The sequence below is a fragment of the Pseudomonas juntendi genome, assembly GCF_021560075.1.
Classification (GTDB): domain Bacteria; phylum Pseudomonadota; class Gammaproteobacteria; order Pseudomonadales; family Pseudomonadaceae; genus Aquipseudomonas; species Aquipseudomonas juntendi.
In genome coordinates this window covers 3,853,355-3,876,204 of record NZ_CP091088.1, presented here as the reverse complement: position 1 = coordinate 3,876,204, position 22,850 = coordinate 3,853,355, and the positions used below count along the sequence as shown (strand labels likewise).

Sequence of the window (22,850 nt, the reverse complement as noted above, 5' to 3'; positions counted from 1 at the left end):
CAGGCTCACCTGCATCATTAAAAAGCCCCATGACTGACCACGCCATCGACAAATTGCTGCACAACCTCGACCACGCCATGATTGCCGACCGCCACCGCTTGCGGCGGCAATTGCATGAGCTGCGCAAGCGCCCAGACGAGGCCAAGCTGGCGCAGTGGGTGGACAAGGTCCAGGCCTCTTGTGCCCAGGTTACCGCGCGCCAGCAGAGCGTGCCGGTCGTGCGTTACGACGACAACCTGCCGATCGCCGCCAAACGCGACGAAATCAAGAAGGCCCTCGCCGAACACCAGGTGCTGGTGATCGCCGGTGAAACCGGTTCGGGCAAGACCACGCAGTTGCCGAAGATCTGCCTGGAACTGGGCCGTGGCAGCCATGGCCTGATTGCCCACACCCAGCCACGGCGCATTGCCGCGCGCAGCGTGGCGGCGCGGGTGGCCGAAGAGCTGGGTACGCCGCTGGGTGGGTTGGTCGGCTACCAAGTCCGTTTCGAAGACCAGAGCGACGCCAACACCCTGGTCAAGCTGATGACCGACGGCATCCTGCTGGCCGAAACCCAGCATGACCGCTTTCTCGAACGCTACGACACGATCATCGTCGACGAAGCCCACGAGCGCAGCCTGAACATCGACTTCCTGCTCGGCTACCTGAAGACCTTGCTGCACCGCCGGCCCGAACTGAAGCTGATCATCACCTCGGCGACCATCGACCTGGAGCGCTTCTCCAAACACTTCGACAATGCGCCGATCATCGAGGTGTCTGGCCGCACCTTCCCGGTGGAAACCTGGTACCGCCCGCTGACCAGCGAGCAGGACGAAGAGGGCAACCAGATCGAGGACGACCTGACGGTCGACCAGGCGATTCTCGCCACCCTCGACGAGCTGGCCCAGCATGAGCGCAGCCAAGGCAAAGGCCCTGGCGACGTGTTGATCTTCCTGCCGGGCGAGCGGGAAATCCGCGATGCCGCCGAGATCCTGCGCAAGGCGCAACTGCGCCATACCGAGATTCTGCCGCTTTACGCGCGCCTGTCGCCGGCCGAGCAGCAGCGCATCTTCCAGCCGCACACCGGGCGCCGGGTGGTGCTGGCCACCAACGTCGCCGAAACCTCGCTGACCGTGCCGGGCATTCGCTATGTAATCGACACCGGTACTGCGCGCATCAGCCGCTACAGCTACCGCGCCAAGGTTCAGCGCCTGCCCATCGAGGCGGTGTCGCAGGCCAGTGCCAACCAGCGTAAAGGCCGTTGCGGCCGGGTTGAGCCGGGCATTTGCGTGCGCTTGTACAGCGAAGAGGATTTCAACAGCCGGCCGGCGTTCACCGACCCGGAAATCCTGCGTACCAACCTGGCGGCGGTGATTCTGCAAATGCTGCACCTGCGCCTGGGTGCCATTGACGCGTTCCCGTTCATCGAGCCGCCAGATGGCAAGGCCATCAGCGACGGCTTCAACCTGTTGCAGGAACTGTCGGCGGTCAACCGCGAGAACCAGCTGACGCCTATCGGCCGCCAGTTGGCGCGCCTGCCCATCGACCCGCGGCTGGGCCGCATGCTGCTGGAGGGCGCACGCCAGGGTAGCTTGCAGGAAGTGTTGATCGTCACCAGTGCGTTGTCGGTGCAGGACCCGCGCGAACGCCCGCCCGAGCGCCAGCAGGCGGCGGACCAGGCGCACGCGCAATGGAAGGATGTGGACTCCGACTTCGCTGCGTTGGTGAATTTGTGGCGCGGCTTTGAAGAACAGCGCCAGGCGCTGACCGCAAACCCGTTGCGCAACTGGTGCCGCAAGCACTTTCTCAATTACCTGCGCCTGCGCGAATGGCGCGATGCCCATCGCCAGCTGGCATTGATTTGCCGTGACCTGCAACTGACGGTGAACAAAGAACCGTCCGACTACCAGAAGTTTCACAAGGCCCTCCTCAGCGGCCTGCTCAGCCAGATCGGCCACAAGACCGAAGAGGGCGACTACCAGGGAGCTCGCCAGCGGCGCTTCTGGGTACACCCGTCGTCGGGCCTGGGGCGTAAGCGCCCGCAGTGGGTGATGGCTGCCGAGTTGGTCGAAACCACCAAATTGTATGCACGCGTGGTGGCCCGGATCGAACCGGACTGGATCGAGCCGCTGGCCGGCCACCTGGTCAAGAAGAACCACTTCGAGCCGCACTGGGAGAAAAAGCGCGGGCAGGTCGTGGCCTATGAGCAGATCACCTTGTACGGCCTGATTCTGGTCGGGCGGCGCCCGGTGCATTTTGGCCCGATCGACCCGGCCACCTCGCGGGAGCTGTTCATCCGCGAGGGCCTGGTAGGCGGCGAGATCCAGTCGCGGGCCAAATGCCTGGCGGCCAACAAGCGCCTGCTGGAGCAGCTTGATGAACTGGAGGCCAAAGCGCGTCGGCGCGATATTCTCGCCGATGAAGAAACGCTGTATGCGTTCTACGAAGCGCGCCTGCCCGAAGAAATTCACCAGACCGCCACCTTCGATGCCTGGTACCGCATGGGCAGCCAGAAGGATGCCAACCTGCTGATCATGCGCGAAGAGGACGTGCTGGCGCGTGAGGCCAGCGAGGTCACGGCGGCCCAGTACCCCGACAGCCTGCAAGTGGGCGAACTGCGCCTGCCGCTGGCCTATCACTTTGAACCGGGGCACCCGCGCGATGGCGTGACTGTGCGCGTGCCTGCGCCGTTGTTGCCGAACCTGCCGGGTGAACGCCTCGAGTGGCTGGTGCCGGGCCTGCTCGAAGCCAAGTGCGTGGCGCTGGTACGCAACCTGCCCAAGGCCCTGCGCAAGAACTTCGTGCCGGTGCCCGACTTCGTCAAGGCGTCGCTGGCGCGCATGCCGTTCGCCCAGGGGGCCTTGCCCCAGGCCCTGGGCCAGGAATTGCTGCGCATGACCGGTGTGCGTGTAGCCGACGAGGCCTGGGCCGAGTCGGTGAGCCTGGTCGAGGGCCACCTGCGCATGAATATCGAGGTGGTCGACGGCCAGGGCAAGTTCCTGGGCGAGGGCCGCGACCTGGCCGAGCTGACTGCCCGTTTTGCCGCCGCCAGCCAGGCCGCGTTGGCCGTACCGCGCACGGCTGACGCCGAAAAGCCGGTGCAGGCCAAGGCCTTCAGCCCCGTGGCGCAGACCACCCAGCAAAAGATCGCCGGCTTGTCGATGACGGTCTACCCGGCATTGGTGGACGAAAACGGCACGGTGCGCGAAGGCCGCTTCTCGACCCAGGCCGAAGCCGAGTTCCAGCACCGCCGTGCCTTGCAGCGGCTGCTGCTGCAGCAACTGGCCGAGCCGGCCAAGTTCCTGCGGGGCAAGCTGCCGGGGCTGACCGAACTGGGCCTGCTGTACCGCGAGCTGGGGCGTGTCGAAGCGCTGGTCGAGGACATTTTGCTGGCCAGCCTGGACAGCTGCATCCTCGAGGGTGAACACCCCTTGCCACGCGAGGGTGCGGCCTTGGCCGGGCTGGCCGAACGCAAGCGCGGCAGTTGGGCCGAGCACGCCGAGCGCCTGGCCCGGCAGACGCTGGAAGTGTTGAAGCTGTGGCACGGCCTGCAGAAGCGCTTCAAGGGCAAGATCGACCTCAGCCAGGCCGTGGCGCTGAATGACATCAAGCAGCAGTTGGGCAACCTGGTGTACCCAGGGTTCGTGCGCGAAACCCCGGCCACCTGGTTCAAGGAACTGCCGCGTTACCTCAAGGCAGTGGAACTGCGCCTGGAGAAACTCGGTGCGCAGGTGCAGAAGGACCGGGTATGGAGCGGCGAGCTGGCCAACCTGTGGGCGCAGTACAAGGCCCGCGCCGACAAGCATGCCCAGGAGGGCAAGCGCGATGAGCAACTGACCCTGTACCGTTGGTGGCTGGAGGAATACCGGGTGTCGCTGTTCGCTCAGCAACTGGGCACCAAAGTGCCGATTTCTGACAAAAGATTGAGCAAGCAGTGGGGCCAGGTGGAAGGCTAAACTTCCACAGTTGTGGCAGTATTGATGCAATTTGGGGCCGCCTGGCGGCCCTTCTCGGGTGAGCCCCTCGCCCCTAACTTGGCACTAAAGTGCCACTAGGCTGTCCTATTCCCGCCAGCGCCCCCGTGGCGATGGCCTTCGAACAGAGGAACGACCGTGCATAACGTCGTGATCAGCGGCACCGGCCTGTACACCCCGGCCCAGAGTATTTCCAACGAAGAACTGGTGGCCTCCTTCAACGCCTGGTCCCAGCAGTTCAACCAGGACAACGCCGCCGCCATCGAGCGTGGCGAAGTCGAAGCGGCGCCCTTGTCGGATGCCGCGTTCATCGAAAAGGCCTCGGGCATCAAGAGCCGCTTCGTCATGGACAAGGCCGGCATCCTCGACCCGCAGCGCATGAAGCCGCGCCTGCCGGAGCGTTCCAACGACGAACCCTCGGTGCTTTGCGAAATGGCCGTGGCCGCTGCTCACCAGGCCTTGCAGCGTGCGGGCCGCACGGCTGCCGATATCGACGGCGTGATCGTCGCCTGCTCCAACCTGCAGCGCCCGTACCCGGCCATTGCCATCGAAGTGCAGCAGGCGCTGGGCATTCAGGGCTTTGCCTTCGACATGAACGTAGCCTGTTCCTCGGCCACGTTCGGCATCCAGACCGCAGCCAACAGCGTGGCCCTGGGCCAGGCGCGTGCAGTACTGATGGTCAACCCCGAGGTGTGCACCGGGCACTTGAACTTCCGTGACCGCGACAGCCACTTCATCTTCGGTGATGCGGCCACCGCAGTGGTGCTCGAGCGCGCCGACAAGGCCAGCTCGGCGCACCAGTTCGATATCGTCAGCAGCAAGCTGTGGACCGAATTCTCCAACAATATCCGCAACAATTTCGGCTTCCTCAACCGTGCGGCGGAAGAGGGGCAGGGCGCTGCGGACAAGCTGTTCATCCAGGAAGGCCGCAAGGTGTTCCGCGAGGTGTGCCCGAAAGTGGCCGAACTGATCGGTGAGCACCTGCAGGAAAACGGCCTGAACCCTAGCGATGTGAAGCGCTTCTGGCTGCACCAGGCCAACCTCAGCATGAACCACCTGATCGTCAAGAAGCTGCTGGGGCGAGAAGTGGCCGAGGAAGACGCCCCGGTGATTCTGGACCGTTACGCCAATACCAGCTCGGCAGGCTCGGTCATTGCCTTCCACCTGTACCAGGATGACCTGGCCAAGGGCGCCTTGGGGGTATTGAGCTCGTTCGGTGCGGGGTATTCGATTGGCAGTGTGATCCTGCGCAAGCGCTGATTACCTGGTCTGATCCGAGATAGCCGGGGCCGACCTGCAAAGGGCGCATTCCCCTGTAGGAGCGGCCTTGTGTCGCGATGGGCTGCAAAGCAGCCCCAGCTATTTCACAGGCAAAAAAAAGCGGGAAACGCCGGATGGGGTCGGCATTCCCCGCTATTGCGTGTTTAGAACTTGGCTTCCAGGTCCAACTGCAGGGTATCCACGTCCGCATTGCTGTTGGGCAGGTTGGAGTAGTCGGTCTTGGCCATCAGGTAGGTTGCACCTACGCCGAAGTTCTTGTCGATTTCATAACCGACCTTGAACTTGTGGCCACGCGAACCTGTGAAGCCGGCACCGAAGTCAGAGTCGGTGAACAGGCTGACCACACCGTTACGCTGCACGTCGCGGTAGTTGTAGTCCAGGCTCCAGGCGCCGATCTTGCTCTTCAGACCGGCCAGCCAGGCTTTGTCCTTGCCGTCGGTGCTTTCGGTATTCTTGACGAACTGGCCGTAGGCAGACAGCGGGATGGCAAAGCCGGTGAAGTCGACCTGACCGAAGCCTTCCACCAGGTTGAACTCGTTGGTGGTGTTGCCCAGCGAGGCCAGGGCGGCCGAAGCCTTGTCGTTGTCGTAGCCGTAGATGCTGCCGCCCACGGTCACCTTGACGGTGTCGGCTGCGTTGAACCTGGTGCCCAGCTGGCCTGCGTACAGCTGCGCGTCATGCTTGAACTGCACGCCGTCGCCATCGACGTTGTCTTTCAGGTTGTAGTGACCAAGGCTGCCGAAGACTTCAGCCGGGCCAACGTTCATCTTGTAGGTAGCTGCCACACCTTCCGGGTTGATGTCGCTGTCCCAGATGATGTCGCCCATGCTGACCCACGGCTGGTTCATCTTGCCGCCGATCAGGTGCAGGTTGGGCACGGCAGTCGGGTGCCAGTCGAGGTAGGCCAGGTCGACCCACAGCGATTTCTTCTCGAAGTAGTTGTCCAGGCTCTGGTTGGTCGAGCGGGCATCGGCGCTGCTGCCGGTGGCCACACGCACGCCGGCGTCGACTTGCGGGTTGATCTCGCTGTAGAAGCCGACACGGGCACGTACGCGCTCACGGTCCTGGTTGCCACTGCGGGAGATCGGGTTGTCGACGTTGACGTCTTCGTAACGCAGGCGCACATCGCCCTTGATCTGGGTCTTGGCGGCCCATGCCACTTTTTGTTCAAAGGCGCTCATACGTTCGGACTGAGCTTTCTGGTCGGCCTTTTCCTTGGTTTCTTTTGCCAGATCGCCTTGCAGTTCATTGTACTGCGCCTGGTTGATCGAGCCGTTGGCGCGCAGCATTTCGAGCAGCTTGGCGTCGACAGCAGCACTGGCCGGGGCGCTCAGGGCCAGCATCATGCCGGTGAGGCTCATTCCGGTAAGTGTAGAAACAAGACGCATAAGGTTCTCCCTACTGAAAAAATGGGGGAGGCTCAAGCGCCTGCCCCTGTGTTGGCATGTCTTCGGAAAGGGCCTGAATAGACAGGTTCTGGTGTTCCGGAAAACAGGCGCAAGTATTGCGAGGGGCAGTGACAGATTAATGTCTGATTAGTGGCACTGTTGTTAAGTAAGTGAGAAGAAAAGGGGCAGCCTGACGTTCATCATTTGAGTGACGCGCCTGGGTTGGGGATACTGAACGCCTCCCGACTGCGAGCCAAAACCGTGACCAGCCTGTACAGCCTTGCCCATTTGCGTGATCTTCCGGCGGCCACCTGGGATGCCTTGGTGCCTGCCGGCCAACCCTTCCTGCGCCACGGCTTTCTCAGCGCCATGGAGGACAGCGCCAGCGTTGCACCCCAGACGGGCTGGGCTGCCGAGCATCTGGTGCTGGAGCGTGACGGGCAGGTGCGGGCGCTGTTGCCGGCCTACCGCAAGTGGCATTCGTTTGGCGAGTACGTGTTCGACCACGGTTGGGCCGATGCCTGTGAGCGGGCCGGCATTGCCTATTACCCCAAGTTGCTGGGGGCGGTCCCGTTCAGCCCGGTCAGCGGCCCGCGTTTGCTGGCCGACGACCCGGCCGATGGGCTGCTGTTGCTGCAGGCGTTACCTGAGTACCTGGGCAAGGGCGGGCTGTCGGGTGCCCACATCAATTTCACCGATGCGGCGCTGGACCAGCAGTTGGCCGGCCTGCCGGGCTGGCTGGAGCGCCTAGGGTGCCAGTTTCACTGGCAAAACCGCGGCTACCGCGACTTCCAGGACTTTCTCGACAGCCTCAGCTCGCGCAAGCGTAAGCAGATGCGCAAGGAGCGCGAGCAGGTGGCGGGGCAGGGCATCGATTTTCGGTGGTACCAGGGCAATGAACTGGACGAGGCGCAATGGGACTTCGTGTTCCGCTGCTACGCCAACACCTATGCCGTACGGCGCCGTGCGCCCTACCTGACCCGTGCGTTCTTCAGCCTGCTTGCCGAGCGCATGCCCGAGGCGCTACGGGTAGTGATGGCTCGCCAGGGCGGGCGGGATGTGGCCATGGCCTTGAGCCTGGTGGGGGGTGACAGCTTGTTTGGCCGCTATTGGGGTTGCCTGGACGAATTCGACCGGCTGCATTTCGAAACCTGTTTCTACCAGGGCATGGACTTCGCCATTGCCGAAGGTTTGCAGCGCTTCGATGCCGGTGCGCAAGGTGAACACAAGCTGATTCGCGGGTTTGAGCCGGTGCTGACGCGGTCGTGGCATTACCTGCTGCACCCTGGGTTGCGGCGGGCGGTGGGGGATTTTCTGGTGCAGGAGCGGGAAGGGGTGAAGGGGTATGCCGAGGAGGCGCGGGGGATGTTGCCTTACCGGCGGGACTGAGAGACTTGTATTGCTTGTAATGGCCCTATCGCTGGCAAGCCAGCTCCCACAGAGATCGCCTCAGGGCTGACAGGTGTTTGCCACAAGGTATGGCAGCGCCTGTTAGAGCGAGCGCCGCCCGCGCGGCGCTCGATCTCACAGGCGCTGAAGATGCTCCGGCTACCCTTGCCAGGAACCATAGAATCACCCACAGGATCACCCCACACCTTGAAATCTGTGGGTACCTGTGGGAGCTGGCTTGCCAGCGATAGGGCCATTACAGGCGTCAGTCAACCCCGACAAAGCCCCCGGTCTGGTGGTGCCACAACCGGGCATACAGCCCCTGCTGTTGCAGCAGTTCACTGTGGCTGCCAAGCTCGACAATGCGGCCTTTGTCCAGCACCACCAGCCGGTCCATCCGGGCAATGGTGGAAAGCCGGTGGGCAATGGCGATCACCGTCTTGCCCTGCATCAGCGTCTCCAGGCTTTCCTGGATTGCTGCCTCGACCTCTGAGTCCAGCGCCGACGTGGCTTCGTCCATGATCAGGATCGGCGCATTCTTCAGCAGTACCCGGGCAATCGCGATACGCTGGCGCTGGCCGCCCGACAACTTGACTCCGCGTTCGCCCACATGGGCATCGAAACCGCTGCGGCCCTGGGCATCCGAGAGCTGTGGGATGAACTCGTCGGCGCGGGCCCGGTGCACGGCTTCCTGAAGTTCGGCTTCGCTGGCGCCGGGGCGGCCGTACAGCAGGTTGTCACGGATAGAACGGTGCAGCAACGAGGTGTCCTGGGTGATCATGCCGATCTGCGCGCGCAGGCTGGCCTGGCTGACTTCGGCAATGTCCTGGCCGTCGATCAGGATGCGCCCGCCCTGCACGTCGTACAGCCGTAGCAGCAGGTTGACCAGGGTCGACTTGCCAGCCCCGGAAGGGCCGATCAAGCCGATTTTCTCGCCGGGGCGGATGTCCAGGTTCAGGCCATCGATCACGTTGCCGGCCTTGCCGTAATGAAAGTCGACATTGTCGAAACGCACCGTGCCACGGCTGACTTTCAGGGCCGGGGCGTTGGGCCGGTCGGTGACGGTGACAGGCTGGGCGATGGTCTGCAGGCCATCCTGGACCATGCCGATGTTTTCGAAGATGCCGTTGACCACCCACATGATCCAGCCGGACATGTTGACGATGCGGATCACCAGGCCCGTGGCCAGGGCAATGGCGCCGACGGTGATCAGCGATTGGCTCCACAGCCACAGCGCCAGGCCGGTGGTGCTGACCACCAGCAGGCCGTTGAGGGTGGTGATGACCACGTCCATGCTGGTAACCACCCGCGAGGCCAGTTGGGTTTTCTCGGTCTGTTCGCGGATCGCTTCGCGCGCGTACTGCTGCTCGTGATCGGTGTGGGCGAACAGCTTCAACGTGGCGATGTTGGTATAGCCGTCCACGATACGCCCCATCAGTTTGGAGCGGGCGTCGGATGAGATCACCGAGCGCTCTTTCACCCGGGGTACGAAGTAGCACAGCGCGCCGATGTAGCCGACGATCCACAGCAGCAGTGGCAGCATCAGGCGCCAGTCGGCCTCGGCGAACAGCACCAGCGAGGTAACCGCGTAGATCAGCACATGCCACAGCGCGTCCACCGCCTGCACGGCGGAATCACGCAGCGAGTTGCCGGTTTGCATGATGCGTTGGGCAATGCGCCCGGCAAAGTCGCTCTGGAAGAAGTTCAGGCTCTGCTTGAGCACGTAGCTGTGGTTTTGCCAGCGGATCAGGCTGGTCATGCCGGGGTTGATGGTCTGGTGCACCAGCAGGTCGTGCAGGCCGAAGAACAGCGGCCGCAGCAGCAGGATCACGACCAGCATCCAGGCCAGCTCGCCCTTGTGCTCACTGAAGAAATTGACGTTGGGTGTGCCCTGGGCCAGGTCGATGATGCGGCTGAGGTAGCTGAACATCGCTACCTCGATCAGCGAGGCGAACAGGCCGACCACCAACAGCGCCAGGAAGCTGGGCCAGACCTGGCGCAGGTAATACAGGTAGAACGCCCACACGGTGCTCGGCGGCGACTCGGTGGGTGCTTCGCGGAAGATGTCGATCAGTTGCTCGAAACGACGGTACAGCATGGGTAGCGACACTCCTGTTCCAGCCTGCCTTCAGGCGGTTGCACGTCCCTGTGCAGCCTGCGGTCAGTCGATACGTTTGGCCGACTTGATGAACACCGGGTCAGCCGGCACATCGCGCATGCCTTTCTTCACGGTAGTGGGCGAGTTGACGATCTGGTCGACCACCTCCATGCCTTTGGTTACCTTGCCGAACACGGCGTAACCGGCATCGCGGCCCGGGTTGAGGAAATCGTTGTCGGCGACATTGATGAAGAACTGGCTGGTAGCCGAGTTGGGGTTGGAGGTGCGTGCCATCGACAGGGTGCCGCGGGTGTTCTGCAAGCCATTGCTGGCTTCGTTCTTGATCGGGTCCTTGGTGTCTTTCTGCACCATCTGCTCGGTAAAGCCGCCACCCTGGACCATGAAGCCGGGGATTACCCGGTGGAAAATGGTGTTGTTGTAGAAGCCGCTGTCGACGTACTGCAGGAAGTTCTTCGTGCTGACCGGTGCCTTCTCGGCGTTCAGCTCGATTTCGACCTGGCCGAAGCTGGTGTCCAGCAGCACGTGCGGGGTCTTGTCGGAGGCCATGACGCTGGTGGCGAAGGCGAGTGAGCAGGCGGTGAGCAGGAGTTTTTTCAGCATGGGCTCAAAGATCCTTGAGGGGTGGAAGCGGCTGCGAGGAACTGCAGCAGGGTCTGGTTGAAGACCTCGGGTTGATCGAGGGGTGTAGCGTGCCGGGAATCGTCGACGACGACCAGCCTGGCGTTGGGGATCAGGGCGACATAGCGTTGTTTCAGTTGTATCGGGGTGTAATCGTGGTCGGCGGCAATCACCAGGGTAGGACACTGGATCTGGCCGATGCGTTCCTGCACGCCCCAGTCGACGATGGCATCGAAGCTTTTGAGGTAGGCGCGCTTGTCGTTGCGCGCCCAGCGCTGGGCCATTTTCTGCCGCAGCGCGGCCTGCTCGGGTTTGGGAAACAGCCGTTCGGCCAGGCCTTTGCCCACGGTTTCGACACTCAGGACGCGTGCCAGGCCCCAGCGCTTGAACCACCACAACCAGTCACTGCGGCTGCGGCGCTTGACCTCGGGGGCACTGTTGACGATGCACAGGCTGCGCAGCCACTGAGGGTGGTCGACGGCAAACTGGAAGCCGACCATGCCGCCCATCGACAGGCCCACGAAGTGCACCGGCCCGGTGTGCAGGTGTTCGAGCAGGGCCAGCAGGTCGGCACTGAAGGTTGCAATGTGGTAGCCGTCCTGTGGCTTGTCGGAGCGGCCGTGGCCACGGATGTCCATGAGGATCACCCGGTAGTGCTGGCTGAGCACGGGCACCTGAAGCTCCCAGTCCTGGCTGCTGGAGCCCAGCCCATGCAACAACACCAGGGGTTGGCCTTGGCCGTATTCCTGATAATGCAGCGTGCATCCTTCGTGTTCGAAGTAGGCCATGGGCGCGGTCCTTTCAAGCTTGTGGGGGGGCTGCGAAGGGCACGTCCAGCGGCGCTGTGTCGAAGTTGCGCAGCAAATCGATGAGAATCTGCGTGGCCGGGCCCAGGGTCTTTTCCTTGCTCGAATAAAGGTAGAACAGTGGGTGGCGGCTGCCACCCTGGTCCAGCGGCAAAGGCTTGAGTACCCCTTCGCCCAGCTCGCGCTCGATCATGTGCCGGGGCAGCCAGGCAAAGCCCAGGCCGCTGCTGACGAAGGTGGCGGCGGTGCCCAGGCTACCGACGGTCCAGCGCTGTTCGGCACCCAGCCAGCCAACGTCGCGTGGCTGGGCCCGGCCAGAGTCGCGGATCACCACTTGCAGCTGGCTTTCCAGGTCCTGGAAGGTCAGTTCACGGCCCAGGCGGTGCAAGCTGTGTTCGGGGTGGGCAACGGCAACGAACTCCACGGCACTCAGCTCGGCGCCCAGGTAGCCGCCGATGCTGTAGCTGCTGATGGCCAGGTCGGCGATGCCTTCGTGCATCACTTCTTCCACGCCCGACAGCACTTCTTCACGCAGGCGCACGCGGCAGCCACGGCTTTGCGGCATGAAGGCGGCCAGCGCGCGGACCAGCCGGGCGCTGGGGTAGGCGGCGTCGACCACCAGGCGTACTTCGGCCTCCCAGCCCTGCTCCATGTGGTGGGCCAGGTCCTCGAGCTGGCTGGCCTGCTTGACCAGGTGGCGCGAGCGGCGCAGCAGCACACTGCCGGCTTCGGTCAGCACCGCCTTGCGGCCGTCGATGCGCAACAAGGGCACGCCCAGTTGTTCCTGCATGCGGGCCACGGTGTAGCTGACCGAAGATTGCGAGCGGTGCAGGGCCTCCGCGGCCTGGGCAAACCCGCCATGGTCGACCACTGCTTGCAGGGTCCGCCACTGGTCAAGGGTTACGCGCGGCGCTTTCATCTTTCGCTCCTGTTGTCCTAAGCTGCGCTCTTTGCAAGGAGAGCGGCCATGAAGAAATGTTGTGCGGCAATATTGATGTGCCTGCCCCTCGGGGCCATGGCTTATCCCATCGATGTGGACAAGCACCTGGACGGGGTCAAGCTCGACTACACCGCCTACGACACCGCCTACGACATCGGCGCCATTACCCTGAACAACTATGGGCAGGTCGCGGCGGGCTGCAAGGTGACCTTCCGTAATGGCCCGGAGGCGCCACGGGTGCGCCGGGTGAACGTAGCGGCCGGGAAAAGCGCCGACGTCACGGCCAAATTCAACCGGCAGATCATCAAGCTGCGCATCACCGTGCAATGCAGTGCGGAATAAACTGATTAATCGATAGGTTGAACCCACTTTTTACGCTTTTTTATCGATAGGTCAAGCCTTAATCTTACCTCCATCGAATCGCAACCTTTTTGCCGATGGAGGCACCGCCCATGGCCCACGTACTGATCATCGAAAGCAGCGCCCGCCAGCAGGATTCCGTTTCCCGCCAGCTGACCCAGGACTTCATTGCGCACTGGCAAGCTGCCCACCCGGCCGATCAGATCACGCTGCGCGACCTGGCGCTGAACCCGGTGCCGCACCTGGATGCCAACCTGCTGGGCGGCTGGATGAAGCCCGAAGCGCAGCGCAGCGTTGCCGAGCTGGAGGCCCTGGCCCGCTCCAACGAACTGACCGACGAATTGCTGGCGGCCGATGTGCTGGTAATGGCTGCCCCCATGTACAACTTCACCATCCCCAGTACCCTGAAGGCCTGGCTGGACCATGTGCTGCGTGCCGGCATCACCTTCAAGTACACCCCGACTGGCCCGCAAGGCCTGCTGACCGGCAAGCGCGCCATTGTCCTGACCGCCCGTGGCGGCATCCATGCCGGTGCCAGCAGCGACCACCAGGAACCGTATCTGCGGCAGGTGATGGCCTTCATCGGTATTCACGATGTCGACTTCATCCATGCCGAGGGCCTGAACATGAGCGGCGAGTTCCACGAAAAGGGCCTCAACCAGGCCAAGGCCAAACTGGCGGCGGTGGCCTGAACGTTATCGAATTCCCAACCCTGACACCTGTTTTTGCTCCTTTGGGTGTACCTGCCCGGCCTTGGTGGCCGGGCTTTTTTATGCCTGGTGTTTTGTGGATGGCTGTGCCGGCCTGTTCGCGGGCTTGCCCGCGAACAGGCCGGCACAGCCCCCACATTCCTCATGGTTGATCACAAAGCCTGCAACCCGCTAAGGTCGCCGCCTTGATTCACGAGAGACAACCATGGGCTACCTGATAATCGTCGCGCTGATCCAGGCGTTTTCCTTCAGCCTGATCGGCGAGTACCTGGCCGGGCACGTCGACAGCTACTTCGCCGTGCTCGCGCGGGTGCTGCTGGCCGGCCTGGTGTTCCTGCCGCTGACCCGCTGGCGCCAGGTCGAGCCGCGCTTCATGCGCTCGATGCTGCTGATCGGTGCGTTGCAGTACGGCATCACCTACGTCTGCCTGTACCTGAGCTTTCGCGTGCTCACGGTGCCGGAAGTACTGCTGTTCACCATCCTCACGCCATTGCATGTCACCCTGATCGAAGACGCCATGAACCGGCGTTTCAACCCGTGGGCATTGCTGGCCGCTCTGGTGGCCGTGGCTGGCGCGGCGGTGATCCGCTTTGACAGTATCAGCGGCGAGTTCTTCACCGGTTTCCTGCTGCTGCAGTTGGCCAACTTCACCTACGCCGCCGGCCAGGTGCTGTACCGTCACCTGGTCGCACGCAACCCCAGCGACCTGCCGCACTACACCCGTTTTGGCTACTTCTACCTCGGCGCCCTGCTGGTGGTGCTGCCGGCCTTCCTGCTGTTCGGCAATGCCCAGCACCTGCCGAGTACCGATGTGCAATGGCTGGTGTTGCTGTTCCTCGGGTTGTGCCCGACGGCGCTGGGCCTGTACTGGTGGAACAAGGGTGCGTGCCTGGTATCCGGCGCTACCCTGGCGGTGATGAACAACCTGCATGTGCCTGTGGGGCTGCTGCTCAACCTGCTGATCTGGAACCAGCACGAGCCACTGGGGCGGCTGTTCATTGGCGGTGCGATCATCATCGCCTCGGTATGGCTGAGCCGCCTGGGTGGCCGTGGGCGAGCGCCGCTGGCTGGCAAGGCCTGACATGCTGACCCTCTCCAACGGTGTGCAACTGCCGGATACGGACATCGAGCTGAGCTACATCCGTGCCCAAGGCGCGGGTGGGCAGAACGTCAACAAAGTGTCCAGCGCGGTGCACCTGCGCTTCGACATACGCGCCTCATCGCTGCCCGCGTTCTACAAGGAACGGCTGCTGGCGCTACGGGACAGCCGCATCACCGGCGATGGCGTATTGATCATCAAGGCCCAGCAGTTCCGTACCCAGGAGCAGAACCGCGCGGATGCCTTGGCACGCCTTGCCGAGTTGATCATCGCTGCCGGCAAGACCGAGAAGAAACGCCGCCCCACCAAGCCCACCCTCGGCTCGAAGACCCGCCGGCTCGAAGGGAAGGCCAGGCGCAGTACGGTCAAGGCGGGGCGGGGCAAGGTGGACTTCTAAGGCCGTAGGCGGAACGGGCTATTGCGCAGGCTTGCATGGCTGCGCGCCCTTGTAGGAGCGGCCTTGTGTCGCGATGGGCTGCGCAGCAGCCCCCGCAATCTCAAGCCTCGCTCATCTCTTCTAGCCGACGCGGCACAGGCTCTTGCGCCACCCGTGTGCTCAACCCCACGCGCATGTCGTTGCCACTCGGCTGCTGATACAGGCTCAAGCCAAACTCCGGCAACACCGCCAGCAGGTAATCGAAGATATCCCCCTGGATGCGCTCGTAGTCCGCCCACACCGTGGTGGTGGTAAAGCAGTAGATTTCCAGCGGCACGCCCTCGGCGGTGGTCTGCATCTGCCGCACCATGCAGGTCATGTTCGGGTGCACATTGGGGTGGTTTTTCAGATAGGCCAGGGCAAACGCGCGGAAGGTGCCGATATTGGTCAGCTTGCGCCGGTTTGCCGACAGTTCGGCCACAGGGCCCAGCGCTTCGTTCCAGCTTTGCAGCTCCTGGCGTTTGCCGGCCAGGTAGTCGCTCAGCAGGCTGACCTGGGACAGGCGCTGTTCCTCCTCGCGGGTGAGGAAGCGCACACCTGCGGCGTCGATGAACAGGCTGCGCTTGATCCGCCGGCCGCCGGATTGCTGCATGCCGCGGTAGTTGCGGAACGACTCGCTCATCAGGCGCCAGGTGGGCACGGAGACAATGGTCTTGTCGAAGTTCTGCACCTTCACCGTATGCAGGGTAATGTCCACCACGTCGCCATCGGCGCCAACCTGGGGCATTTCGATCCAGTCACCGACATGCAGCATGTCGTTGCTGGTCAACTGCACGCTGGCGACGAACGACAGCAGGGTGTCCTTGTAGACCAACAGCAGCACCGCCGACATGGCGCCCAGGCCCGACAGCAGCAGCAGGGGCGAGCGGTCGATCAGGGTGGCGACGATGACGATCGAGGCGAAGATCCACAGCATCATCTTGGCCAGCTGCACATAACCCTTGATCGAGCGGGTGCGGGCGTGTTCGGTGCGCGCATAGATGTCGAGCAGGGCATCCAGCAGGCACGACAGCGCCATGGTCATGAACAGCAGGGTGAACGCCAGGGCGACGTTGCCCAGGAAGTGCTGGGCGGTATCGGACAGCTCCGGTACCAGTTTCAGGCCAAACTGCACCACCAGTGACGGGGTGGTCTGCGCCAGGCGGTGGAAGACCTTGTTGTGACGCAGGTCGTCCAGCCACTTGAGTGCCGGCTGGCGTGCCAGCAGGCGCGCGCCGTGCAGCATCAGAAAGCGTGCCAGGCGGCCGATGACCAGGGAGATGAGCAGTAGTACCGCCAGGCCGATGGCCGCGTGCAGCATGGGGTGTTGGTCGAGGGTGCCCCACAGGTCGAGGGAATCACGCCAGATTTGTTGGATATCCATGGGCTTGCATACAGTCTTGTTGCGAAACGAGGTGCCATTAGAGCGCGGATGGCGACAAAGTTGCCAAAAGAAATTCGGCTAAGGCGGCAGAAAACGTTACCCTATGCAACTGAATTTCCCGCACTTGCCTGAGGTTACCTCCGTGTTCTCCCAATTCGCCCTGCATGAACGCCTGCTTAAAGCCGTGGCCGAGCTTAAATTTGTCGAGCCAACCCCGGTGCAGGCCGCGGCCATCCCCTTGGCCCTGCAAGGGCGTGACCTGCGCGTGACCGCGCAGACCGGCAGCGGCAAGACGGCAGCTTTCGTGCTGCCGCTGCTCAACCGCCTGGTCGACCTGAAAGGCGGGCGCGTCGAAATCCGTTCGCTGATCCTGCTGCCTACCCGCGAACTGGCTCAGCAAACCCTGAAGCAGGTGCAGCTGTTCTCGCAGTTCACCTACATCAAGGCGGGCCTGGTCACCGGCGGTGAAGACTTCAAGGAACAGGCCGCCATGCTGCGCAAGGTGCCGGACGTGCTGATCGGCACCCCGGGCCGTTTGCTCGAGCAACTCAACGCCGGCAACCTCGACCTGTCCCACGTGCAGGTGCTGATCCTCGACGAAGCCGACCGCATGCTCGACATGGGCTTCGCCGAAGACATGGAGCGCCTGTGCAAGGAGTGCGAGAACCGTGAGCAGACCCTGCTGTTCTCGGCCACCACCGGCGGTGCGGCCCTGCGCGACATCATCGGCAAGGTGCTGAAAGACCCGGAGCACCTGATGCTCAACAGTGTCTCGCAGTTGGCCGAAGGCACTCGCCAGCAGATCATCACGGCCGACCACGATCAGCACAAAGAGCAGATCGTGCAGTGGCTGCTGGCCAATGAAACCTTCGACAAGGCAATCATCTTCACCAATACCCGCGCCCTGGCCGACCGTATCTACGGCCACCTGGTGGCCAAGGATGTGAAGGCCTTCGTACTGCACGGCGAGAAGGATCAGAAGGACCGCAAGCTGGCCATCGAACGTTTCAAGCAGGGCAGCTCCAAGGTGCTGGTGGCCACCGACGTGGCGGCCCGTGGCCTGGACATCGACGGTCTCGATCTGGTGATCAACTTCGACATGCCGCGCAGCGGCGACGAGTACGTGCACCGCGTGGGCCGTACCGGGCGTGCCGGTGGTGAAGGGTTGGCAATCTCGCTTATCACCCACAATGACTGGAACCTGATGTCCAGCATCGAGCGCTACCTCAAGCAGCAGTTCGAGCGCCGCGTCATCAAGGAAGTGAAGGGCACCTACACCGGGCCGAAGAAGGTCAAGGCCTCGGGCAAGGCGGCCGGGAGCAAGAAGAAAAAGATCGAGAAAAAAACCGGCGACAAGAAGGCGGCCGCCAAGCGCAAGCCTACCGCCAAGCCGAAGGCCAACGCGCCACTGGCCAGCGCCGATGGCCTGGCGCCGCTGAAGAAGCGTAAGCCTGCTGCCGAATAACTAGCGCTCAATGGCCCAATCGCCGGCAAGCCCCACAGGGATTGCATCAGGGCTGACAGGTGGTCGCCACAATATATGCAGTGCTTGTGAGATCGAGCGCCGCCCGCGCGGCGCATCGCGAGCTGCGCTCGCTCCTACGTTTGTTTCGGGCCAATTATGCCTGTGGGATTTGCGCGCGAACCTTTTGGCGCATGCCTCAATGTCGCGCCGTATGAACCAGGCGGTCGCGCGCACCTGGCACAGGGGTTACTGGCCAGAAACAAACGTAGGAGCGAGCGCAGCTCGCGATGCGCCGCGCGGGCGGCGCTCGTTCTCACAGGCACTGAAGATGTAGCGGCTACCCTTGCCAACGATAGGGCCATTGGAAACACCCCATCACTCAGCCTTCTGCTGCGCTACCTTCAACTCCTTGATCCGCTGGTCAATCAGCTGACACTTGTCGGGCAAGTCTTGGCTCGCCGTCCTCAGGTCCATCCCCTGCAGCTCTTCATTGATTTCCTTCGCCTTTTGCGGGTTCTGCTCGGTCACTTGGGTGACCAGCCCGGCCAGCTCTTCACGTTTCTGCGTCGCTTCTTCCGGTGTGCAGGCCCAGGCGGGGCTGGCGCACAGCAAAGCGGTGGCGCAGCCCATAATGGATAGCAGCTGTTTCATCCTTCCTCCCTCCAGCAATGGTTATGCACGGTGGAAGCTTGTGGGGGCTGGGAAGTTCAGTGCTCACGATCAGTGGGTCTTTCATGATGGAAGCATTCTGTTTCTGAAATGCCGCCACCAACGGTGCTGCGCCTCTTCTGACAAATGTATCGAGGTCGGGTACTACCCAGATCACTGGAGAGGCAGTGGGTCAGCCTGCGATGTGAGGACGCGCTGTCATGTGTATACCCAATGCTTTCATCACGGTCAGGAACGATTTGAGGGTTGGGTTGCCATGCTCGCTGAACGACCGGTAAAGCTGTTCACGAGATAGCCCTGTGTCTTTTGCCAGCTCGCTCATGCCTTTGGCACGCGCTACTACGCCGACAGCTTTGGCGACATAGCTGGCATCCCCGGTCTCCAGGGCGTCAGTCATGAACACGGCGATTGCTTCAGGAGTGGTGAGGTATTCGGCGGGATCGAATTCAGAGAAGGTTTGTGTCATTTTGCATCCTCCACGAACGCAGAATATGGTGGGCTGCTTTGATGTCCCGTTGTTGGCTGCTTTTATCGCCGCCGCACAAAAGAATGACGAACGTCTGCCCGCCTGGTGGAAATATACGCGGTAGCCGGGCCCATAGTGGACCCTGAGTTCACTGACGCCGTGGCCAACCGGTGATACATCGCCAGGCAGGCCCTCCATCAATCGGTTGATCCGAGCACTGATTCGCGTTCTGGCGCTAACATCCCGGAGCCCGCTCACCCAATGTCTGAAACTGCTGGATTCGATTTCTTTCATCGAATGAATGTAGTTTATAAACTACAGACGACTCGCCAGCAAATGGTTTCTGCGTATTGCGCAATGGCTCGCTTCGCAACTGCCATTTGCATCCATTCTCATTTTTCTCGGAACACCGCGTCTCAGCCCCGAGTCCCAACCTGTGTAACCCTTTCGTCCACAGCAGGAGCCCGTAGCCATGAGCACCACCTACGACTGGGACCTGATCGAACGCTTGCTGCACGAGGTGCAGAACGGCGCCGGTCACAGCTTCACGCCACGCCCCTACGCCGAGCAGCACGCTGCCGCGCTGGCCGCCAAAGGTGAGCCGGTGTGTGACCTGGATCACTTGAAAACCCGTGCCTGTGAATATGAAAAGCTGTTGTTCGACCGTGGCTATATCGAAAGCCGGCCTGAGGAAGACGGTGGCAACGGCGAGAACTTCGTGCTGACCGAGCGCGGCTCGCGGCTGATGAGCCTGATCGACAGCAGCATCCCTGGCTTCGAGCACCCGCGCCAGGTGTTGGACGAGCAGGTAGATGCGCTGGACGAGACCACCTTCGAACAGGTGTCGGCAAAAGCGCAAATCGCTTGAGGTCGTTTTGAGGCTGGCATGGGTGGTCATGAAAACCCGATAATCGGTAGCTTCTGAACGCTGCCGAGTTGCTGCCCATGCCTACGTTCACCTTAAAGGCCCGCCCATGAATGCGGCCCGCAAGAACCCAGACGCCTTTGCCTTCCAGGTTATGTTGGGCCTGTGCCTGATCTGGGGCTGCCAGCAGGTGCTGATCAAGACCGCCGCCGTGGACATCGCCCCGGTGATGCAGGCGGCATTGCGTAACGGTATCGCCGCGGTGTTGGTGGGCCTGATGCTGTGCTGGCGTGGCACCTGGGAGCAGGTCGGTAGCACCTGGCGCCCGGGTTTGGTCGCGGGTGCTTTGTTCGGTATCGAGTTCCTGTTCATTGCCGAGGGCCTGAAACTGACCTCGGCGGCGCACATGTCGGTGTTTCTTTATACGGCGCCAGTCTTCACCGCGTTGGGGTTGCACCTGCGCCTGGCCAGTGAACGCCTGCGCCTGTTGCAATGGCTTGGCATCCTGCTGGCCTTCGGCGGCATTGCCACGGCCTTTGCCGGAGGCATGTCGTTCGAGCACATGGATAGCCGCACCTTGCTGGGCGATGCGTTTGGCGTGATCGCCGGGCTGGCCTGGGGCGCCACCACGGTGGTGGTGCGCTGCTCACGCCTGTCGGAAGCGCCGGCGACCCTGACCTTGTTCTATCAACTGGCGGTGGGGTTTGCCGGATTGTTGCTGATTGCCCTGCTCAGCGGGCAGATCGGCGAGGTGTCGCTCACGCCTTTGGCCATGGGTAGCGTGCTGTTCCAGGGGGTTGTAGTGTCGTTCGTCAGCTACCTGACCTGGTTCTGGCTACTGCGCAAATACCTGGCATCGAACCTGGCGGTGTTTTCCTTCATCACCCCTCTGTTCGGCGTAACCTTTGGGGTCTTGCTGCTGGACGAGCCGCTGACCGCGCATTTTGTGGGCGGTGCGGTGATGGTGCTGCTGGGGGTGATTCTGGTAAGTGCCGAACCTTGGGTTAAGCAGCAACTGCGCAAGTGGGTGGGGTAGTGGAACGCTTGCAACAAAGCGAAACGATTAACCAGTCGTCGGAATGCGCCGCTATGGCTTGATCCGCGTCAGAATGGCCCCTATCTGTAAGAGCAGAGGCATGCGTAATACAGGACATCGGGCTATGATCTGTATGAAACATTGCAGGATTGATTCGCCGTGAGGCTGACCCGTCAAGGGGGCATTATGAATAAACCACTGTCCAACTGGCTCCACGACCTGGCGGTCGCCTTGGGGCTGATTCCACCACCCTTGCAGCCGGTGCCGATCCCGACTGATGAAGAGCAGCGCAAGCGCCAACCGCGTCGTCGCTGATACAAGCAAAGGCCGCAGCACCTGGGTGGGGGCTGCGGCCTTTTTGTGTCTGGGCAATTGGCTTGCCTGCTCTGGGCCCATCGCTGGCCTTGGAGGCTCGCCAGCGATAGGGCCAGTACAGGCCGAAGGTCAGGCCAGCTTGACCGCTGCCACGGGTTTACGCGACAGCAGGCTCACCACCACAAAGCTCACCAGGCCAATCGCGAGGCTGTAGTAGATCGGCGTATTCGCCTCCAGCCCGTCCTTGAACATGAACAACAGGGCAGTCGCAAAGCCTAGCGACATGCTGGCGATGGCGCCGGCGGTGGTGGCGCGTTTCCAGAAAATGGCGCCAATCAGCGGAATCAGCATGCCGCCCACCAGCAGGTTGTAAGCCAGGGTCAGGGCGCTGATCACGTCGTTCACCATCAATGCGATACCCAGTACCACCAAACCGGTCAGCAAAGTGAACAGGCGGCTGATACCCAGGCTGGACGGCTTGCCGCCACGCAGCTTGGGCAGCAGGTCTTCGGTGATGGTGGTCGAGGCCGCCAGCAGGCCTGCGCTGGCGGTCGACATCATGGCCGCCAGCGCCGCTGCCATCAGCAGGCCGCGGATGCCATCAGGCAGCGTGGTCTTGATCATTTCGGCGAAGGCATTGTTCGGGTTGGCCAGGTCGGGCATCAATACATGAGCGGCCATGCCGATCACGGCACAGGCCAGGCCATACAGCACGCAATACACCCCGGCGGTGGTGCCGGCACGCTGGCAGACCTTTTCGTCACGGGCGGTGAACACCCGCTGCCAGATATCCTGGCCAATCAGGATGCCGAAGAAGTAGATCAGGAAGTAGGTGATGATGGTATCCCAGCCGATGGTGGTCAGCTGGAAGCTGGCCGCCGGCAACTTGGCCACCATGGTGTCCCAGCCGCCGGCCTTGTACAGGCACACCGGCAACAGGATGAACATCAGGCCCACGGTCTTGATCACGAACTGCACGATATCGGTCAGGGTCAGCGACCACATGCCGCCAATGGTCGAGTACACCACCACCACACCCCCGCCCAGCAGCAGCGAGGCCCAGAAGGGCAGGTCCAGCAGCACTTGCAGCACGGTGGCCATGGCCAGGGTGGATGTCACGCCGATCATCAGCGCGTACGCCAGCATGATCACCGCGCTGGCCTGGCGTGCGGTCGGGTTATAGCGCTGTTCCAGCACCTGGGTCACGGTGAAGATGCGCAGGCGTAGCAGCGGCTTGGCCAGAAACAAGTTGATGGCGATGATGCCCAGGCCCAGCGCGGCGCACAGCCAGAAGCCGGAAATGCCGTGAACGTACCCCAGGCGCACGGTACCCACGGTGGAGGCGCCACCCAGCACGGTGGTGGCCATGGTGCCCATGTACAACATCGGGCCCAGGTTGCGCCCGGCGACCAGGTAGTCTTCATGGGTTTTCGCGCGTCGCATGCCATACCAGCCAAGCCCGAGCATGCCTGCGGTGTAAAGCATTACAACTATGATGTCCAAGGCCATTGGGGGTCTCCCGATTATCTTTATTATGGCGAGATCGGCCACGCGGGCGTTCGCACGGCGCCC

At 62.5% G+C, this 22,850-nt stretch carries 20 protein-coding genes and 1 pseudogene; 11 read left to right on the top strand and 10 right to left on the bottom strand.

Features of this window, described 5'->3' with window-relative positions; translation table 11 throughout:
• Positions 1–29 precede the first annotated feature (29 nt).
• On the top strand, positions 30–3,935 hold the full coding sequence (gene hrpA, locus L1P09_RS17980; RefSeq protein ID WP_235767954.1) for an ATP-dependent RNA helicase HrpA: 3,906 nt from the start codon (positions 30–32) through the stop codon (positions 3,933–3,935).
• Between the two features lie 156 nt (positions 3,936–4,091).
• On the top strand, positions 4,092–5,213 hold the full coding sequence (locus L1P09_RS17975) for a beta-ketoacyl-ACP synthase III (RefSeq protein ID WP_009686756.1): 1,122 nt from the start codon (positions 4,092–4,094) through the stop codon (positions 5,211–5,213).
• A gap of 164 nt (positions 5,214–5,377) precedes the next feature.
• On the opposite strand, the gene L1P09_RS17970 is transcribed toward L1P09_RS17975, so the two are convergent.
• Entirely contained in the window at positions 5,378–6,622 is a 1,245-nt protein-coding gene (locus L1P09_RS17970) for a putative porin (protein ID WP_033691274.1), read from the bottom strand.
• A 261-nt stretch (positions 6,623–6,883) separates the two neighbouring features.
• Here L1P09_RS17970 and L1P09_RS17965 point away from each other — a divergent pair, with 261 nt between their 5' ends.
• Positions 6,884–8,011 (top strand): GNAT family N-acetyltransferase, encoded by a 1,128-nt coding sequence (locus tag L1P09_RS17965; RefSeq protein WP_009686754.1) that lies wholly within the window; start codon positions 6,884–6,886, stop codon positions 8,009–8,011.
• Positions 8,012–8,276: 265 nt separating this feature from the next.
• Here the strand turns inward: L1P09_RS17965 and L1P09_RS17960 are convergent, their stop codons facing one another.
• The 4 genes from L1P09_RS17960 to L1P09_RS17945 all read right to left on the bottom strand — a co-directional run bounded on the left by L1P09_RS17960 (position 8,277) and on the right by L1P09_RS17945 (position 12,473).
• Positions 8,277–10,109, bottom strand: coding sequence for an ABC transporter ATP-binding protein (locus tag L1P09_RS17960; protein WP_009683103.1), 1,833 nt, complete (start codon positions 10,107–10,109; stop codon positions 8,277–8,279).
• Between the two features lie 63 nt (positions 10,110–10,172).
• A complete protein-coding gene (locus L1P09_RS17955; protein ID WP_009683102.1) occupies positions 10,173–10,730 on the bottom strand; it encodes a peptidylprolyl isomerase A in 558 nt (185 codons plus the stop codon).
• Positions 10,724–11,536 (bottom strand): alpha/beta fold hydrolase, encoded by an 813-nt coding sequence (locus L1P09_RS17950; protein ID WP_182336640.1) that lies wholly within the window; start codon positions 11,534–11,536, stop codon positions 10,724–10,726. Before L1P09_RS17950 ends, L1P09_RS17955 begins: the two co-directional genes overlap by 7 nt.
• Before the next feature lie 13 nt (positions 11,537–11,549).
• Positions 11,550–12,473, bottom strand: coding sequence for a LysR family transcriptional regulator (locus L1P09_RS17945; RefSeq protein WP_235767953.1), 924 nt, complete (start codon positions 12,471–12,473; stop codon positions 11,550–11,552).
• Between the two features lie 48 nt (positions 12,474–12,521).
• On the opposite strand from L1P09_RS17945, the gene L1P09_RS17940 reads away from it, so the two are divergent.
• The 4 genes from L1P09_RS17940 to arfB all read left to right on the top strand — a co-directional run bounded on the left by L1P09_RS17940 (position 12,522) and on the right by arfB (position 15,060).
• A complete protein-coding gene (locus L1P09_RS17940) occupies positions 12,522–12,836 on the top strand; it encodes a 3-phosphoglycerate kinase (RefSeq protein ID WP_235767952.1) in 315 nt (104 codons plus the stop codon).
• Positions 12,837–12,946: 110 nt separating this feature from the next.
• Positions 12,947–13,546: an FMN-dependent NADH-azoreductase gene (locus L1P09_RS17935; RefSeq protein ID WP_009683098.1), complete on the top strand. Its 600-nt coding sequence runs from the start codon at positions 12,947–12,949 to the stop codon at positions 13,544–13,546.
• Positions 13,547–13,769: 223 nt separating this feature from the next.
• Positions 13,770–14,645, top strand: a complete 876-nt coding sequence (locus L1P09_RS17930; protein WP_064314548.1) for a carboxylate/amino acid/amine transporter — start codon at positions 13,770–13,772, stop codon at positions 14,643–14,645.
• 1 nt (position 14,646) lies between these two features.
• A complete protein-coding gene (gene arfB / locus L1P09_RS17925) occupies positions 14,647–15,060 on the top strand; it encodes an alternative ribosome rescue aminoacyl-tRNA hydrolase ArfB (RefSeq protein ID WP_009683095.1) in 414 nt (137 codons plus the stop codon).
• 100 nt (positions 15,061–15,160) lie between these two features.
• Here the strand turns inward: arfB and L1P09_RS17920 are convergent, their stop codons facing one another.
• Positions 15,161–16,462, bottom strand: coding sequence for a mechanosensitive ion channel family protein (locus L1P09_RS17920; protein WP_182336638.1), 1,302 nt, complete (start codon positions 16,460–16,462; stop codon positions 15,161–15,163).
• A gap of 103 nt (positions 16,463–16,565) precedes the next feature.
• On the opposite strand from L1P09_RS17920, the gene L1P09_RS17915 reads away from it, so the two are divergent.
• On the top strand, positions 16,566–17,927 hold the full coding sequence (locus L1P09_RS17915) for a DEAD/DEAH box helicase (RefSeq protein ID WP_054905580.1): 1,362 nt from the start codon (positions 16,566–16,568) through the stop codon (positions 17,925–17,927).
• 375 nt (positions 17,928–18,302) lie between these two features.
• Here the strand turns inward: L1P09_RS17915 and L1P09_RS17910 are convergent, their stop codons facing one another.
• The 3 genes and pseudogenes from L1P09_RS17910 to L1P09_RS17900 form a co-directional block, all read right to left on the bottom strand.
• A complete protein-coding gene (locus tag L1P09_RS17910; RefSeq protein WP_054905579.1) occupies positions 18,303–18,578 on the bottom strand; it encodes a hypothetical protein in 276 nt (91 codons plus the stop codon).
• Between the two features lie 190 nt (positions 18,579–18,768).
• Complete coding sequence (locus L1P09_RS17905) at positions 18,769–19,062, bottom strand: addiction module antidote protein (RefSeq protein ID WP_009683681.1); 294 nt, start codon at positions 19,060–19,062, stop codon at positions 18,769–18,771.
• Positions 19,043–19,356: pseudogene (locus tag L1P09_RS17900) on the bottom strand (type II toxin-antitoxin system RelE/ParE family toxin). The gene L1P09_RS17905 and the pseudogene L1P09_RS17900 overlap by 20 nt, the downstream one beginning before the upstream one ends.
• 178 nt (positions 19,357–19,534) lie before the next feature.
• On the opposite strand from L1P09_RS17900, the gene L1P09_RS17895 reads away from it, so the two are divergent.
• The 3 genes from L1P09_RS17895 (at position 19,535) to L1P09_RS26180 (ending at position 21,278) form a co-directional block, all read left to right on the top strand.
• Positions 19,535–19,930, top strand: coding sequence for a transcriptional regulator (locus tag L1P09_RS17895; protein WP_182336636.1), 396 nt, complete (start codon positions 19,535–19,537; stop codon positions 19,928–19,930).
• 106 nt (positions 19,931–20,036) lie between these two features.
• Entirely contained in the window at positions 20,037–20,963 is a 927-nt protein-coding gene (locus L1P09_RS17890; RefSeq protein WP_054905577.1) for a DMT family transporter, read from the top strand.
• Between the two features lie 186 nt (positions 20,964–21,149).
• Positions 21,150–21,278 (top strand): PA1414 family protein, encoded by a 129-nt coding sequence (locus L1P09_RS26180; protein ID WP_009683677.1) that lies wholly within the window; start codon positions 21,150–21,152, stop codon positions 21,276–21,278.
• A gap of 129 nt (positions 21,279–21,407) precedes the next feature.
• On the opposite strand, the gene L1P09_RS17885 is transcribed toward L1P09_RS26180, so the two are convergent.
• Complete coding sequence (locus L1P09_RS17885; protein WP_235767951.1) at positions 21,408–22,787, bottom strand: sodium:solute symporter; 1,380 nt, start codon at positions 22,785–22,787, stop codon at positions 21,408–21,410.
• Between the last annotated feature and the right edge of the window lie 63 nt (positions 22,788–22,850).